Here is a 14,620-nt window from a genome sequence, read left to right as displayed (position 1 = left end):
GAACTTCAACTTCACCCAACGTACACTCCTCCAGTCAGCTGACTGGAGGAGTGTACGTTGGGTGAAGTTGAAGTTCAAGTCTGAAGTGCGACACTTCCCAATCAAGCTATTACTACCTTTTATTTAAAATAATAACGGAGGTTGCTTAAACCCTAAACATTTCGAACTATAGTGATTTCTGATATATGGATAGAAAATAATGAGGTGTGACCTATTGATTGATCTCGTCAGATACATAACTACCGTATGGACAATAATCATAACGTTACCAAGCTTCATAAACTAGAAAACCCGCTTAATGAACTGCTGAAACAAGGCGCACAGCAGTTGTTGGCTCAAGCTATAGAAGCCGAGATTCAATCCTTACTCGATAATTTTAAATCACTTCAAACTAACGAAAGGATGAGAGTGGTTCGCAATGTCCATTTACCTAAGAGGTACCTACAAACTAGGCTCTACGCCATTACTGTCAAGATCCTAAAGGTTTAAAATATAAAACAGCACTGATGGTGAAAGATATTTTCAAGTTCCCAGTTAGTGGATTAAAAGACTTTCTAAATTCAGTTTTTACGTTGATGACTGTCCCGCTTACATCCCCTACATATACCTGTATTAGTAGGCCTTCGAGGACCGTAAAAATCAAGTACCATTTGCCGAATCTAGGAGCTATTGCACACATAGTTATTGATACCACAAGCCTGTGAAGGTATACGATGAAGATAAATGGAAAACGCGTAAACACAGCAAGGATAAGAGGTGTATTTAGCACAAACCTCATCTTGCCGTTGATGTGTTTACTCATGAGGTTTATTGCTGCAGAAGTTAACCTAATTTTGTAGATGATAATAAGATTTTACCAATATTGCTTAACCCATTACGACGAAAGATACAGCAAGTCAGTGCTTATGGAGCCTATGACGCAAGAACATGTCACCACGTACTGAAAAACAAAGGAATAACGCCCACTATTCCACCTCAAAAAAAACGAGTTACGGGAAAGAGGGAGGTTATATATTCAATAAGTTGAATGATTCTTTGATATGACAGGCAACCAAGTTGTCGACTACTGCAGATGTCATGTGTATTAACAAGAATTTGTAATCCATAACAAGAATTCATTTTTATACGTAAATAAACTTATTAAACACAAGATCGAAGAGGAATATCCTAGAAATAAATCTGCAAAGGTGTTAAAATAGAACAAACTGCCAGGAGTGAAAATGGTACAAGAATTATCACAAACGCTCTTTATCAGAGACAGCAATGCTTGCCATAAAATTAATCGTATTTCCACTTCTGATGGCCACGCGTTTTATAGCCATGAATGTTAGGATGACGTCTTTATATTCCACATCGAAATGTGGCCTATTGACGTCTATCACGTCAAGAATTTTTAATACAAATCATTCTTTCGTTTTGTTGCTATAGTGAATTACAACTGCTTCGCAGGGAGGATATTTTCGTATACCAAACACCTAAACCAAAACCCGTGGTATCAATGCCGTTGTGCGTCACATTATATCGCGCGCAAACATTATCTATCTGGCCCAATTAATATTGAAAATTAAGTCTTCGCCAAATAGTATTTTTCATAATTCTAAAACAGTCAGATTCTGCAAAAAGCGGAATAAAAACCATATCAATTAACCACTATCGGAAGAAAATAAATCAAAGAATACACCATGCTTTGGGTGGGAGAGCAAAACCAACTCCATATCTCTCCCAAAAAACACATATTTTAAGGAATTATAACCTTCTACCTCTTCGAAAAGTTCTACATAGTTGATACGTTTGGTGTAGCTCATCATTGCATCCAGCAAATCTCCTACTGCCTCGCTATTACTTCACACCACTTCTTAAAGATTGCTATCACTTGAAGGCTATAATATCTCACTCGTTAAAATTATTTAGGAAGAATGTGCTGAACCAGCCTGCCAATAAATACCTGAGCATCCACTGTCTAATACGTTTTTAACTTCGTTTTATGTAATTGGTAGTAATACCTAATTTAATGACCGTGATACCCAACTATCCTAGATAAGCCTATCGGCGGGGATGACAAATAGTTGGTTAGATATCGTATTAACCCTCAGTAGCTTTTGCTTAGGACTTTATTTTTATGACCATTACTAGGATGGGCATAGAAACCATCTGGATAATGAGACCATAAGGTTCTTATCACATATTGACGCGCCGGAAACCCAATCTCCATTAACTTCAGTAAGTGTTTTTACCAAAGTAATCGTAGCTGAGATAACGATAAATACTGAAACCCTTTCCAATCCTAATTTGAAGGAAAGAATGCACCTTCAGCCAGTATCACATGTAAATGCGGATTGTAGTTACCATTACCACTATAGGTATGGATGAAAACAATGACGACAATTTAACATGCATCGGTCTTAAAATGCGCCTGAATTAACTCTGATAAGCAAGCTTCCGCCAAGACCATAAACCCAGCATACAAATGCTTCTAATTGGAGTGATTATAGAAAGGAATACGAAGTTGCTCAGGCAATGTTAAGATAACTGGCCGATAGCTCACTCTACGAAACAGGCGGATACCTGTTTTGACCATACTCTCCCGTGCATAACGCTTTCCACATTGCGGACAAGCTTTCCCCTTACAACTAAAGTTAACTTTATGTTGCCCTTGACCCTCAACTCAAGCATGGGTAAGTAGCAAAGCCATTTTCTGAGATTCCATATTTCATTATCTTAGTGATTTTTGAATACTAATCGGTGTCATAGCGGAAATAACTGGATACGAATATGCCCCAATTCGTAGTGAAAATACGTTTAAAGCGAAGCACCTTAGATTTGATACCTGTGAAATTCATTCATGCTTTTTATCTGTTCAATCGTGCTAAATATATCACAGAAAGGGACATGCTTTAAGCCCCAAACATATAGTTTCTAGGAGGAAATTTCTAGGTAAAAAACAAGGAGAGAGATCAAATTCAACAACACACTGGTTCCGCCCTATCTCAAGAAAACCAAAAACATAGACGAGCTTATCCCTTGGCTCTATCTGCGAAGGATCTTCTACTGGCGATATGCAGCCAGACCTAAAATCGCTCTTAGGTAAGCAAACCAAGGGGTTGTCAGTAAACAGTGTTTCTCGACTCAAGCAGCAGTGGGAAGCAGAATACGACCAGTGGCGTAAGCACGACCTAAGTAAACGGCGGTATGTCTACATTTAGGCCGATGGTATTTACTGCAAAGTTCAGATGGATGACAAGATTTACCTGCTTGTTGATATCGGTGTCGATGATGCCGATTAAAAGGAAATGCTAGCCGTTGTCGATGGGTACAGAAAGCCTTCGGACAGTTCGAAACACGATATGGTGCTAAATATCCAAAAGCAGCGGAGTTCCTGACCAAAGACACAGTGGAAATGCTGGCATTTTATGATTTCCCCACCTAGCACTGAACACATATTTGAATGACAAACCCCATTAAATCAACGTTTGCAACGGTGAGGCTAAGAACGAACAAAACTAGGAATTATGGAAGCCGAAAAACGACACTGGCAATGGCCTGCAAACTGATGTGAAACTCTAAGGTTAACTGGCGTAGTCTGCGAGATCTTAAGTTACTCTCGGATATAATTAAAGGCATCAAATTCAGAGATGAAATTAATAAAACAAATGTCAATCATCAGGATATTGCTCTGGAAGCTGTACTCCAGATTTGACCATAATTCCAAGGTGTTTTTATTACACTTTGCTCTTACCTCAGTTACCGTCAGGCAAGGCTGACAGAGATGGCCTTCATTGATTCATACAAGCTACAGGTTTGTCACAACCTACGCATTCTCAGACATAAAGTTGTTCAAGGTACCTCGAAGCAAGGAAAAGAAACGATGGGGTGGTTCTACGACTTAAAATTACACCTCATTATCAATGATCAAGGTGGCATTATCTCAGTCAAAGTGACGACGGCTAACAAGGATTATAGAAAGCCTGTGTTGGAAATGGCTGATGAGCTTTGCGAGTATTTCGAGATAAAGATTATATCTCTAATCCATTGTGGCGGGAACTTGCAGACAAGGGAGTGATACTAATCATGAGTGTAAAAAAGAATATAAAATCTAAAGTGATGAAACCTTAGGAGCGCCTGATGCTCCGGAAACAATTTATTATCAACACCGTTTTTAACCAACTAAAAAACATATCCCAAATCAAGTATTCTCGGCACCGTAATTATATCAGCTTTATGGTCAACTTGCAGGCAGGGTTCATCGCTTATTCATTTCAGCCAAAAAAGCCAAGCATCAAGATGACGAGGTTTTATAAGCAAGCGCTTATACAGATCTGAGGTTATTTAGGAAATAACACGTTGCCAAGTCAAAAGTGGTTGATAAGCACTTTTAAAGTGAGTAGCTTCAATGACTCTAGTATTAATTGCTGTTTCTTTTCATTTTTTAAAAATAAAAAGTTCGTAGCACTTTCTCTGCCAGTAAACGATCCTTACCACTCGTTAAAATGGGAAACAAGTAGTGGCTCACGGCGCTAACTATCAAGAATTAGAGTATTTCCTTCGACCAGTGCTAATTTCCCGCTAGGTAGAAATAGTACTGAAGTAATGATTTATGCACTCCAGACATGATAATAACCCTAGACTTAAGCGTTGTTGATTAAATCAGGCCTACAACGCACTGATCCTAATCTTTTTTACAGTTTTAATTTATCTGCTAGCGAACAGGCATACCGAGTCTTATAACTTCATTCTTCACTTTCACCTTTTCCATCGTTTTACCAACTTGAGCAAAAGTTGTAGTATCATAAGGTTAGAAGTATTTCTTCTCCGAAGTTATCGCCTACGCGCCCCACAAGGATTGACAGCTAGCACGATAACTCATTGAACATTAATTCGTCTCAACCCAGAAAGAACTTTCCTATCCATAAATTACTGGAATACTCCTGTACGGTCATCTCGTATCTCTGCTAAGAGATCCCCCTCTTAGGTGTCCCAATCTCAATTGTAGGCAGCCTGTTCTGGTACACCTGATATGCCCTATTACCGTTTGGTAGAAGTATTCCCTATAGAAATCATATTGGCTATAAGTTCACAACAGAGTCAAAAGATAACTGGTGCTTCCAGAACCTATTATTCATAATATTTCTCTCTTAAATTTTTCATACTTTCATACCAGATCTTGGCATTTATTTCCACCTGTTTTAGGTAGGTGGCAAAGTCTTCTGCAGATGCGGAGTTAGTGATACCACGTGATACGTTGAGCAGTAACCCTTCTCCATTGCTAGTCATCCCTGATTTAATCACGCCATCTAAATCGCCTCCTTGGGCACCTAACCCAGGGACTAAGAAGGTTGTTTGTTTGTGAACTTCTCTTAGTCCTGCCAGTTCATCCGAGCAGGTCGCACCGACTACAAACAAGGTTTGTTCCTCGCCAAAAGAAGTTAACACTGCTTTGGCAATAAACTGATAAAGTTTTTCTCCACTGGCGAGTACTAAGTCTTGAAAGTCTTTAGAACCTGGGTTAGATGTTTTAACTAAAATAATGCAACCTCTATCTTTGTAATCGTAGTAAGGAATTAATGTATCCAACCCCATATAAGGGTTGAGCGTGACAGCATCAACGTTGAATCGCTCGTAGGATTCTTTGGCATATTTACTAGCAGTAGAGCCAATATCACCTCGCTTTGAATCGAGGATCACCGGAATACTGGAATACTGGGACCTAATATATTCGATGGTTTCGTTAAGTTGATCTTCTTTGGCAACGGCAGCATAGTGAGCAAACTGAGGTTTGAAAGCGGTAGCATAATGATGGGTAGCATCAATAATACTTTTGTTGTAGGTAAATATATCATCGCTAAAACCGTACTTACTCAGTAGCACGTCTTCCGGATCTAGACCGATGCAAAGGAAGGACTTTTGCAGATTGATGCGATTTGAAAGCTTTTCGTTAAATTTCATGTTTAATCATTGTCCAATGCTAGGTTTAATAGTTCGCCTTTTGTTATCATCCCATCCAGTACTTGATACTTGTCTTGGAACACTTCTGAAATGGTTGCAATTTGGTATCTTTTTCTACGGTCATATATTCAATATGTTTTTATTCGTACAAAATATTCAATTTTTCTTGGCAGTTAGTCCACCTAAGCTGCACATTCTCATATATCGGGTTTTCAAAAGTACCTTGAAGAGAGGAAAAGAACGGTAGGCTAATTCTACAACTTAAAATTATACCTTATTATCAATGTCCAAGGTGGCATTATCCCAGTCAAAGTGACGACGGAGAACGTGGATCATAGGAAGCCTCTGCCGGAAATAGCTGATGAACTTTTGAAGTGTTTATACGGAGATAAAGGTTATATCTCTAACCCATTAGGGCTGGAATTCGCAGACACGAGAGTGACACTGATAACGGGTATAAAAAAACATATCCCAAATCAAGCATTCTCGGTATCGTTGTTGTATCAGCTTTATGGGCAATTTGCTGGCGGGGCTCCTCGCGTATTCATTTAAACTAAAGAAACCGAGTATCAAGATAAACGTGGCCTGATAAGCAAACGCTTATGCAGATCTAAAATTACTTATTGAATACATGACCTACAGACTCATTTCCGATGAGTTTATGTAATTTATTAAATGAATCATCAAATATTGCTACTCGTAGCGATGGTTTTTCTTGTTAAAACAGGTGTGAGCGACCCGTTCAATCCCGTCGAATAAGCGAGAAAATGACCCGTTAGTTATGTTACCTGCAACATGAGAGAAAGCTCTACTCGTTGATGAAGAGTGACACTAAGTCGTTTAAGAACAGACGCCCTCTTTTTGTGACTTGCCAGTAATTTTCTGACTCGGTTAGAAGTCCTTGTTGGATGGCGTTATTGATAGACACTCTAACCACATCTAACGGTAATCCTGTAAAATTAAAAAAATCGTCTTTGGGACAAGGTTCGATCAATCGAAATCTATTCATGAAGAATTCAAGAGGTAGTTCATGACCCTCCACTATATACAATTCACTGAGGTATATTTTCTCAGGTTTAAGATATTCGCGTGGGTGCTTCACTTTTACGGTTCGACATACGACTAGGTCTTCGGAGGTGATTTTGCCATGCGCACCACAGCCTATACCTAGGTAGTCGCCAAAATGCCAGTAATTAAGGTTATGCTGACACTCAAAACCGAGTTTTCTGTAACCTGAGGTCTCATACTGCACGTAACCAGACGCGCTTAATAACTGGTGTCCTTGTTCAGAAAAGTTCCATAAATCATTATCATCTGGTAATATAGGAGGTTTGTAGTAATACTGTGTGTTCGGTTCTATGGTGAGCTGATACCAAGAAAGGTGAGGTGGGTTTAGCTTAATAGCTTGCTGGATATCGTTCAGTGCCCCCTCAAGGGTTTGATCAGGCAAACCGTGCATCAAATCTAAATTGAAGCTATTTAATCCTGCCTGATGCGCTAATATGGCTGCGCGTTTTGCTTCTGTCGAGTCATGAAGGCGACCAAGACGTTTGAGCTGTTGATCGTTAAAACTCTGTACACCAATCGAAATACGGTTTACCCCTATCTTGCGATAAGCAATAAATTTATTTATTTCGAAGGTGCTCGGGTTGGCCTCCATGGTTATTTCAATGCTGTCTTTAAACAAAATTTCTGCTTCTATTCCTTTCAGCAGTCGGAAAATCTCCTCAGGAGAAATCAAGCTCGGCGTGCCACCACCAATAAAGATGGAATGGAGATGACGTTCATTTACCCCTTTAAAGCGTGCCAGATCTTTACGCAAATCATCCAACAAAAAGTCGATGTAGTCGTGCTCTGGTACTTTGCCTTTTAGAGTATGAGAGTTAAAATCGCAATATGGACATTTCTGTACACACCAAGGGATGTGTACATATAGACTCAAGGGGATTTGAATAGTCATAGCGATTTACTTCATCTTATGGGCAAGCATGGTGAACAACTTCTTCAATTTGATACCACGTTAAGATACTCGTTGTTGACTGCTAGTGTAATGCTGGCATAAGCAGACAATGCTGCTCTTTAACCCAAAAACCTCGACTATAACCGAAGCCGTGTGAACCGGAATCTCCACGGGTAATGCTTCTCTTAAAGAGACCTGTGATATCCCACTGGGGTGGGGTCATTGCTGAAGCACATGAAATCCAATACGCAGTAAAATCGTACGTTAAATTTATCGTCTGTGGCAGACTCCATAAATTTGATCAATTGATCAAGGTTTTCTTGGTATCTTTTCTCTTCACAGTCATAACGGATGATGTCTATGCTAGGTGTACCCTTCATGTAGTCCAATTCTAATCCTAAATGGCGTTGTTTCTCCTGTTTATCTACTGTTGGGTGATTTATGAAAAAGCATCCAGTACCTGCAGCAAAACCTGAATCTTGAGGTGATTTTAGCAAACCCAAGTTTTTAATACCACTCTACTAGAATGGGACTTTATTTCATCCACCCTCTTCCTTTAAGAGGTGAGTGGTAATAACTAAAATCGATTCACATAGAATTACTGCTGAAATATCAGTTCTAATGCAGAGTCACTTTTAGCTTTAACATCAATATAAGAGCTGTATTTTTTTTCGTTGGTGAGCGTAACTTCGGCAAAGTAATAAATAGAATGGCTTCCGGACACTTCAAAAAACTATAGAGTTTTTATACCAAAGCAACGATCCATGTATTCAATAAGTTGATTATTATCTAAAGGTAATACTTACGCCAATGAATACACCGATCATTTTATCATACATTTCCATTAATTTTGAGTATCTAATCGTTTTCTAATTACATCGTTTTAAGCGGGTACGGAGAATTAGATTTTCCCTCTTAATACGTTACGTATGGAGCTTGCCAATAATGTATTTATTTTTGTGGAAGATATCATACAGATTGAAACGTAGATTGGATATTTTTCTTCCACAACAACCGAATACATAAGCAATGACTTTCTTCAATAGAGACTCCCAAGCATGCTAAAGACAGTGCTAACTATCTTTTTTATCCACAAAAGACCATTATTCATCTACTTCACAGATAAGAACCACTCCATGTACATCAAGAAGGAACGTAGTTACATAGCGGAGTGTAAGTTTTTTAAAAGCCTGACAAGCCGTGTCTATCTATTTCAAGCTGGAAAGTTCTGCAACATGCGTGATAACAATAGCATTGGTGTCCACCATGCAAAAAGAGGTATTCTACACAAAGAACAAACTGTTGAATGCATGACCATCGATATCAATCGAAACATAATTTAAATTATTCATGCCAAAATCTTTATGCGGAATTCTGATTAACCTCAGATCTGCATAAGCACTTGCTTATCAAGCCGAGTTATCTTGATGCTTGGATTCTTTGGTGGAAATGAATACGCGATGAATCCCGCCAGCAAGTTGGCCATAAAGCTGATAAAACTACGGTGACGAAAATGCTCGATTTTGGAGATATTTTTTAATTGTACTAAAGATGCTCACAAAGCTTCATCATCTTTAGTTTCAAAAGCTTCCCTGTATTAGGGATGAAATTAACCTATTTTTCGGCAAGTTTTTTAAGGGAACCAGAGATATAGCCTTTATCACTATAATAGTGATCTCTAGAGATTATCGGCCATCTCGGGCACGGATTTTCTGTCATCAACATTGGCTGTTGTTACCTTTATCGAAATGATACCTCCTTGGTCATTGATGATAAGGTGAAGTTTAAAGCCATAGAATCCTCTCATCGTCCCCTTACCTTGTTCAGCCACCTTCTCAAACAAGCCATGCCATAGAATATGTAAATTGTGACATATCTGTAGCTTAGTTGAATCAACAAACCTGATGCCAATAGGTTTTGCTTCACGGTGAGTCAGATAAGAATAAATGGGGAAACAAAGTTCCTTGCATCAATTTAAAGATCTGTGTATAGCGAACCAAGTCAGGGCATTTACCTGTTAAGTGACGGCAGATAAATTGCGCGTAATCCATTCTAGAATTATGAAAATCAAATTGATAATTAATGAAAAGATACAATAATTGTCATGAGTTCACTGCTTGAAAGGAAAAAGGTTTATTGCTTGTTGTGGAACCTTAAATCCGGTGTTTTCCCAAGTAGGATGGAAACCTGATAAAATCATCGATATTGTTAAAAACAACAGCTAGGTTATTCATATAAAAGTCCCTTTTCAACTGATGATTTAATTTAAACGACCAGATTACCGATTGGATATTTGGTTCATTTCTTATGCGCCACTCAGATTATATTACATAATCATATGAAAATCATATACTCATCGTACTCTCGTTTTTATACCGTTTTGGATCTGATCCAAAACGGTTGTCACCTTTCGTTCCTTCACGTGCATGCAAGATCAACAAAAGGATCACACCAAATGGAACGAGGCCCAGCAATGCCCACCATCCAACATAGTCATAGTCATGTAGTCGACGAACCGTCACCGACAATGTGGGCAGAAACACTGCTATCCCATAGATGACACTCAGAGTACCAAAGCCCAATTCTGGATGATATGTTCCTATGATCTTATCTAGTTGAGATAAAATCGTAGAAAAAAGCATATTAAACATAATAAACATCCAATATTCTTTTCGACGAACACGACCTTTAAACACAGCGTACTGCTTGAGTACTCCGATATACCAGTTCATTTATCTCTCCTAAGAGTGGCTTTGTGTATCTGTATAATTGTAATTGAGATGGACACTAGTGGATTTGTGAAAGGCCATACTATATTTCGGCCGAACCTCGTAGACTTTTCCTAATTTTAATGTCGTATGATTGTTAGCAGTATTGTCGCCTATCCGATACTGTGATGTTACAATTTTGTTATTCATCTGCATTTTTGTTCTTTTACCTATCTTTACCTATAGCGGAGTACACACAATGATGCCGAGCATATCTAATAATACATTACACTAACTCCGTATCGTTTTTATTTGCCAATAGGGAGGACATCTTAGCGCTCGATAGTAGTCGTATCATACAGCTCCTGTGTGTCAATGATTTTGTTGGATTGTTCATATATAGACAAAAAACACTTAGAGATGCTCGCTTTTAAAGGTCATCGGTGCGTTCAGTTTGCATTAAATTCTCATGGGAATAATCAGTATATTTCACGAGGATTCAACGCTAAAATTAGCACACTTATGCCCTTCAGGATGGCGAATTTTCTGACATCATGATCCGGATCATCCCTGTTTAATAGAGCTCCATATACCTACAAATGAATACATGATCAAAATGATGAGGCTTTGGAATCGTTTTATATTTAAAAGACGATTTATCATCGATATAGTCTTTAATCAACTAAAGAATATATCCTAAATCGAGAACTTTCAGCACCAAAGGAAGGTGATCTTTATGGTTAACCTGATTCCTAAACTCATTACTTATACGTTATAACTAAAAAATGATCATGTATTCAATAGGTTCTTCTTCATGTAGGATGTTTACTTTTAGATGGTAATCATTATAGCTACCGCTGAAGTTAGATGTCGTTTTTGCCAGCACACAGAAATGATTTAAAAGCATAGTATTGGCTGGGATGGTCACCAATGCTATGATTACTAAACATGTTACCTAGCCTTCCTAGCTTAAAATATACATACACGGCTATACACGGCTTGTCAGGCAGAGATAAAATAGCAAATTGTTGAACTTGCTATGAACAGTACTGATATCCGCGACTCCTCTCGAGTGCTACACATCAGCATTAATGAAACTGTCAGGCTTTTAAAAAACTTACACCCCTCTGTGTAACTACATTACCTATTGATGTACAGGAATTAGTGCTTATCTGCGAAGTCGATGCGCAATGGTCTTTCGTGGGTAATAGAAATACCCAGCATTTACTCTAGTTTGCTTGGGAGCCTCTATTAAGAAAAATCATTGCTCACGCATTTGATTATCGTAGAAAAAAGCATTCAATTTATTTTTCAATCTGTTGTCTATATTCATAGTTGCCTTTTTGGGCACAGACGGTTTCAATGTGTACGGTATTCTCTCCAAGAATCAATACAGGGTTGGCAAATGCGGCGTTGTTAATTACATTAAGCCTATGACACACTAATCCCAATCTTCTTTACAGTCTCAATTTGTCTGCTGGCAAACAGGAATATAAAGCCTTATGACTTGGTTCCTTGCTTTCACATTTGCCAATACTCCACCAACCTGAACCTTGTAATAAAGAAGAGTGAGTTTAGGACTGAGTAACTGATTATAGCGATACATTGCTATTTCAATTAATGAGCGTTTGTGATAACCAAAATACTATTTACACTTCACCAATTTGTCATCTTTCAATGCCTTTATCGCGTTATTTCTAGGATGTCCCTTTTGGTAGTGTGTTCAATAAGTTGATTTCCGTATAGAAAATAAATTCTTTCATGAATTATAAATCCTTTTTAATACACATGACATCTGCAGTAGTCGAGAACTTGGTTACCTATCATACCAACGAATCATTCAACTTATTGAATATATAACCTCCTTCTTCCCCGTAACTCGCATTTTTTCGAGGTGGAATAGTGGCGTTATTCTTTTGTTTTTAAGTACGTAATAACATGATTTTGTGTCATAATCTCTATCAGCACTGACTTGCTGTATCTTCTATCGTAATGGGTTAAGCGATGAAAGTAAAACTTCATTGTTACCCACCAACACTAGGCCAACTTCGGTGGCGATAACCTCATGAGTAGACGCATCAACTGCAAGATGCAGTTTGCACCAAATAAACCGCTTTTCCTTACTGTATTTACGCGTTTTTTATTTGCAGTCTCCGTATACCTGTAGGCCTCTGCCCTCAATAACAATGTGGGTGACAGCTCCTCGACTCGGCAAACAATACTTGACTTCCATAGTCCTCAAATGCTTACTAATGCAACCTTAGATCTGCATAAGCAATTGCTTATGCAGATCTGAGGTTGTTTATATTGTTTATAGTTGCTGATCTTTTCCTTGTCCTTTTCCATCATCACCTTCCGCTTAATTCCATGATAATCTGATCGTAGGAATTGAGATTAGTTCATATATTTGGGAAATAACGCCTAGTGTGGGTATTAAGAACTAAAGATATAATCATTGTGATCCTTTTATAGCAGGGTTTCTCAATCGTAGCAGGGTGATTGCTTGCAACATTATTATTTACAATCCGAACCACAGATGGGCAAAATATGGGGTTAGCAAATCTCCAATAAAATAGTTCAAGAACTGAAGCATAATGATTGGAACCAATATGCTCAAATCCAGTCCACCTAATGATGGTAATCTTCGGCGAATTGGTGCAACGAGGGGCTCGGTCAGTTGGATTATCACGATTTGAATCGGGTGGCGCCCTTGGTTTACCCAACTGAGGAGGGAACGTATAATTAATACCCAGAATAGCAATTTTCCTGCTGTTTTGACCATCGTAATCAAACCAATCAACAGATAGCTTTCATTAAACGGAAGGATCGCACTTAACATAATCATCTGTAGCACGAAAGATTGTCCGATACACAATACGTAGACAAACAGTACGCTAGCTAGATCGAAACCACCAATTGATGGGATGATACGGCGCAGTGGGGTAACAACAGGTTGAGTTATTTTCACTACAAATTGGCTAAATGGGTTGTAAAAATCTGCATGAGACCATTGCAGCCAGACTCGAAACAAAACTATTACGATATATAGGTCTAACAGTGTTGAGATGAGGAAATACATTGAGTTCATAAGGTAGCCCTAAAATAGTGATTCCATTTCTTCCGCCCGACGTGCTGCCGCTTGCATGGCTTCTGCGATCGTTTCTGAAAGTTGGTTTTTATTAAAAACGTTCAAAGCTTGAGCGGTTGAGCCTCCTTCTGACGTTACCTGGTTCCGCAAGGTTGCCAGTTCAATATCTGGATTGGCAACTACCATTTTCGCCGCACCAAGCGCGGATTGCTGAACCAGCATTCTGGCAGTGTGTTTGTCAAAACCCTGACGTTCAGCTTCAATTTGCATGGCTTCCATAAACAGAAAGAAATACGCAGGTGCACTGCCTGCAGTTGCAATTATACCATTAATTTCTTCTTCGTTAGTTACCCAACAAACTTCCCCCACAGCTTCAAGAAGTTGAGTTGAGAACACACGATCTTGGTTTGAAACAGAGTCTGGTGCGTAGAGGCCACTCATCCCTTCACCAACTAACGCTGGCATATTCGGCATTACGCGAATAAGGTTCAGTGTTGCTTGTGCCATTTCGGATAATCGTGAAACTGAAATACCAGCCGCGATTGAAATCACCAGTTTCCTACTCCAGTCTATATTTTTCATAGAAGCTAGTAAATCTTCCATGCTTTGAGGCTTCACACCAAGGACAACAACTTCTGCATTCCTAGCACCCTCCATCACATTTTCGTTGGCATTGATACCATGGATATCACGAAAAATGGCACTTCTTTCCGACGTACGGTTAACCGCTGTGATCCTAGAAGCTTTATAGCCTGATTGGAGAAGACCCACAATAATTGAGCATGCCATGTTTCCTGCACCAATAAAGGCAATTGTACGTTGTTCCATTGGCCTTTTCCCTGTTAGTCATTTGTAATGCCAAAAAACGGATATTATTATTACTTATATGGGTTTGTGGGTACCCGTGATGGAAATCGTTAC

General features: G+C 38.8%; 17 protein-coding genes and 4 pseudogenes. 7 read left to right on the top strand and 14 right to left on the bottom strand.

What is annotated here, in order from left to right; translation table 11 throughout:
* Positions 1-246: 246 nt before the first annotated feature.
* The 3 genes and pseudogenes from BTN49_RS04130 to BTN49_RS21905 all read left to right on the top strand — a co-directional run.
* Positions 247-489, top strand: coding sequence for a hypothetical protein (locus BTN49_RS04130; RefSeq protein WP_097356130.1), 243 nt, complete (start codon positions 247-249; stop codon positions 487-489).
* Between the two features lie 17 nt (positions 490-506).
* On the top strand, positions 507-704 hold the full coding sequence (locus BTN49_RS04125) for a transposase (protein WP_097356129.1): 198 nt from the start codon (positions 507-509) through the stop codon (positions 702-704).
* Positions 701-979 (top strand): annotated as a pseudogene (locus tag BTN49_RS21905) (transposase); the annotation flags it as partial. The gene BTN49_RS04125 and the pseudogene BTN49_RS21905, both read left to right, overlap by 4 nt.
* Positions 980-1,643: 664 nt before the next feature.
* Here the strand turns inward: BTN49_RS21905 and BTN49_RS13825 are convergent.
* From BTN49_RS13825 to BTN49_RS13820, 3 genes and pseudogenes are all read right to left on the bottom strand, one after another.
* Positions 1,644-1,808, bottom strand: coding sequence for a hypothetical protein (locus BTN49_RS13825; RefSeq protein WP_190319259.1), 165 nt, complete (start codon positions 1,806-1,808; stop codon positions 1,644-1,646).
* Between the two features lie 476 nt (positions 1,809-2,284).
* Positions 2,285-2,368: a hypothetical protein gene (locus BTN49_RS20315; RefSeq protein WP_223823786.1), complete on the bottom strand. Its 84-nt coding sequence runs from the start codon at positions 2,366-2,368 to the stop codon at positions 2,285-2,287.
* A gap of 105 nt (positions 2,369-2,473) precedes the next feature.
* Positions 2,474-2,641: pseudogene (locus BTN49_RS13820) on the bottom strand (transposase zinc-binding domain-containing protein); the annotation flags it as partial.
* Positions 2,642-3,056: 415 nt separating this feature from the next.
* Between BTN49_RS13820 and BTN49_RS13815 the strand changes: the two are divergent.
* Together BTN49_RS13815 and BTN49_RS17300 are read left to right on the top strand one after the other, a co-directional pair.
* On the top strand, positions 3,057-3,203 hold the full coding sequence (locus BTN49_RS13815) for a hypothetical protein (protein ID WP_158523606.1): 147 nt from the start codon (positions 3,057-3,059) through the stop codon (positions 3,201-3,203).
* A gap of 503 nt (positions 3,204-3,706) precedes the next feature.
* Positions 3,707-4,320 (top strand): annotated as a pseudogene (locus BTN49_RS17300) (IS982 family transposase); the annotation flags it as partial.
* A gap of 792 nt (positions 4,321-5,112) precedes the next feature.
* Here BTN49_RS17300 and pyrF read toward each other — a convergent pair.
* Complete coding sequence (gene pyrF / locus BTN49_RS04105; protein WP_097356125.1) at positions 5,113-5,943, bottom strand: orotidine-5'-phosphate decarboxylase; 831 nt, start codon at positions 5,941-5,943, stop codon at positions 5,113-5,115.
* A 312-nt stretch (positions 5,944-6,255) separates the two neighbouring features.
* Between pyrF and BTN49_RS04100 the strand changes: the two genes are divergently transcribed.
* Complete coding sequence (locus BTN49_RS04100; protein WP_241896440.1) at positions 6,256-6,495, top strand: transposase; 240 nt, start codon at positions 6,256-6,258, stop codon at positions 6,493-6,495.
* Between the two features lie 256 nt (positions 6,496-6,751).
* On the opposite strand, the gene hemW is transcribed toward BTN49_RS04100, so the two are convergent.
* From hemW to BTN49_RS04075, 6 genes are all read right to left on the bottom strand, one after another.
* Positions 6,752-7,903 carry a radical SAM family heme chaperone HemW gene (gene hemW / locus BTN49_RS04095; RefSeq protein WP_097356123.1) on the bottom strand — a complete coding sequence of 384 codons (1,152 nt, stop codon included), beginning with the start codon at positions 7,901-7,903 and terminating at the stop codon, positions 6,752-6,754.
* A gap of 82 nt (positions 7,904-7,985) precedes the next feature.
* Complete coding sequence (locus tag BTN49_RS15020) at positions 7,986-8,126, bottom strand: hypothetical protein (protein ID WP_190319261.1); 141 nt, start codon at positions 8,124-8,126, stop codon at positions 7,986-7,988.
* Complete coding sequence (locus BTN49_RS20310; RefSeq protein ID WP_223823785.1) at positions 8,089-8,292, bottom strand: Maf family protein; 204 nt, start codon at positions 8,290-8,292, stop codon at positions 8,089-8,091. Before BTN49_RS20310 ends, BTN49_RS15020 begins: the two co-directional genes overlap by 38 nt.
* Positions 8,293-8,501: 209 nt before the next feature.
* Entirely contained in the window at positions 8,502-8,627 is a 126-nt protein-coding gene (locus tag BTN49_RS17295) for a DUF4426 domain-containing protein (RefSeq protein WP_150143273.1), read from the bottom strand.
* Positions 8,628-9,581: 954 nt separating this feature from the next.
* A complete protein-coding gene (locus BTN49_RS04080; RefSeq protein ID WP_241896442.1) occupies positions 9,582-9,761 on the bottom strand; it encodes a transposase in 180 nt (59 codons plus the stop codon).
* 487 nt (positions 9,762-10,248) lie between these two features.
* Complete coding sequence (locus tag BTN49_RS04075; RefSeq protein WP_097356119.1) at positions 10,249-10,635, bottom strand: DUF805 domain-containing protein; 387 nt, start codon at positions 10,633-10,635, stop codon at positions 10,249-10,251.
* A 1,000-nt stretch (positions 10,636-11,635) separates the two neighbouring features.
* On the opposite strand from BTN49_RS04075, the gene BTN49_RS20305 reads away from it, so the two are divergent.
* On the top strand, positions 11,636-11,746 hold the full coding sequence (locus tag BTN49_RS20305) for an IS1-like element transposase (protein WP_369073715.1): 111 nt from the start codon (positions 11,636-11,638) through the stop codon (positions 11,744-11,746).
* A 330-nt stretch (positions 11,747-12,076) separates the two neighbouring features.
* Here BTN49_RS20305 and BTN49_RS13805 read toward each other — a convergent pair whose 3' ends face one another.
* The 4 genes and pseudogenes from BTN49_RS13805 to proC form a co-directional block, all read right to left on the bottom strand.
* Entirely contained in the window at positions 12,077-12,217 is a 141-nt protein-coding gene (locus BTN49_RS13805; protein ID WP_158523605.1) for a hypothetical protein, read from the bottom strand.
* 268 nt (positions 12,218-12,485) lie between these two features.
* Positions 12,486-12,868, bottom strand: a pseudogene (locus BTN49_RS17285) (transposase); the annotation flags it as partial.
* A 261-nt stretch (positions 12,869-13,129) separates the two neighbouring features.
* Positions 13,130-13,699 (bottom strand): YggT family protein, encoded by a 570-nt coding sequence (locus BTN49_RS04070; RefSeq protein WP_097356118.1) that lies wholly within the window; start codon positions 13,697-13,699, stop codon positions 13,130-13,132.
* A gap of 9 nt (positions 13,700-13,708) precedes the next feature.
* On the bottom strand, positions 13,709-14,527 hold the full coding sequence (gene proC / locus BTN49_RS04065; protein ID WP_097356117.1) for a pyrroline-5-carboxylate reductase: 819 nt from the start codon (positions 14,525-14,527) through the stop codon (positions 13,709-13,711).
* Positions 14,528-14,620 lie beyond the last annotated feature (93 nt).

The sequence above is a fragment of the Candidatus Enterovibrio escicola genome (genome assembly GCF_002464935.1).
GTDB lineage: Bacteria > Pseudomonadota > Gammaproteobacteria > Enterobacterales > Vibrionaceae > Enterovibrio > Enterovibrio escicola.
This window is presented reverse-complemented; position numbering and strand designations above follow the sequence as displayed.

Coding starts and splice junctions, on each gene's coding strand:
- hemW (WP_097356123.1), bottom strand. CDS start 7,903: ATGACTATTCAAATCCCCTTGAGTCTATATGTACACATCCCTTGGTGT.
- BTN49_RS04070 (WP_097356118.1), bottom strand. CDS start 13,699: ATGAACTCAATGTATTTCCTCATCTCAACACTGTTAGACCTATATATC.
- BTN49_RS04075 (WP_097356119.1), bottom strand. CDS start 10,635: ATGAACTGGTATATCGGAGTACTCAAGCAGTACGCTGTGTTTAAAGGT.
- BTN49_RS04130 (WP_097356130.1), top strand. CDS start 247: ATGGACAATAATCATAACGTTACCAAGCTTCATAAACTAGAAAACCCG.
- BTN49_RS13815 (WP_158523606.1), top strand. CDS start 3,057: ATGCAGCCAGACCTAAAATCGCTCTTAGGTAAGCAAACCAAGGGGTTG.
- BTN49_RS13825 (WP_190319259.1), bottom strand. CDS start 1,808: ATGATGAGCTACACCAAACGTATCAACTATGTAGAACTTTTCGAAGAG.
- BTN49_RS15020 (WP_190319261.1), bottom strand. CDS start 8,126: ATGACCCCACCCCAGTGGGATATCACAGGTCTCTTTAAGAGAAGCATT.
- pyrF (WP_097356125.1), bottom strand. CDS start 5,943: ATGAAATTTAACGAAAAGCTTTCAAATCGCATCAATCTGCAAAAGTCC.
- BTN49_RS13805 (WP_158523605.1), bottom strand. CDS start 12,217: ATGTATCGCTATAATCAGTTACTCAGTCCTAAACTCACTCTTCTTTAT.
- proC (WP_097356117.1), bottom strand. CDS start 14,527: ATGGAACAACGTACAATTGCCTTTATTGGTGCAGGAAACATGGCATGC.
- BTN49_RS04125 (WP_097356129.1), top strand. CDS start 507: ATGGTGAAAGATATTTTCAAGTTCCCAGTTAGTGGATTAAAAGACTTT.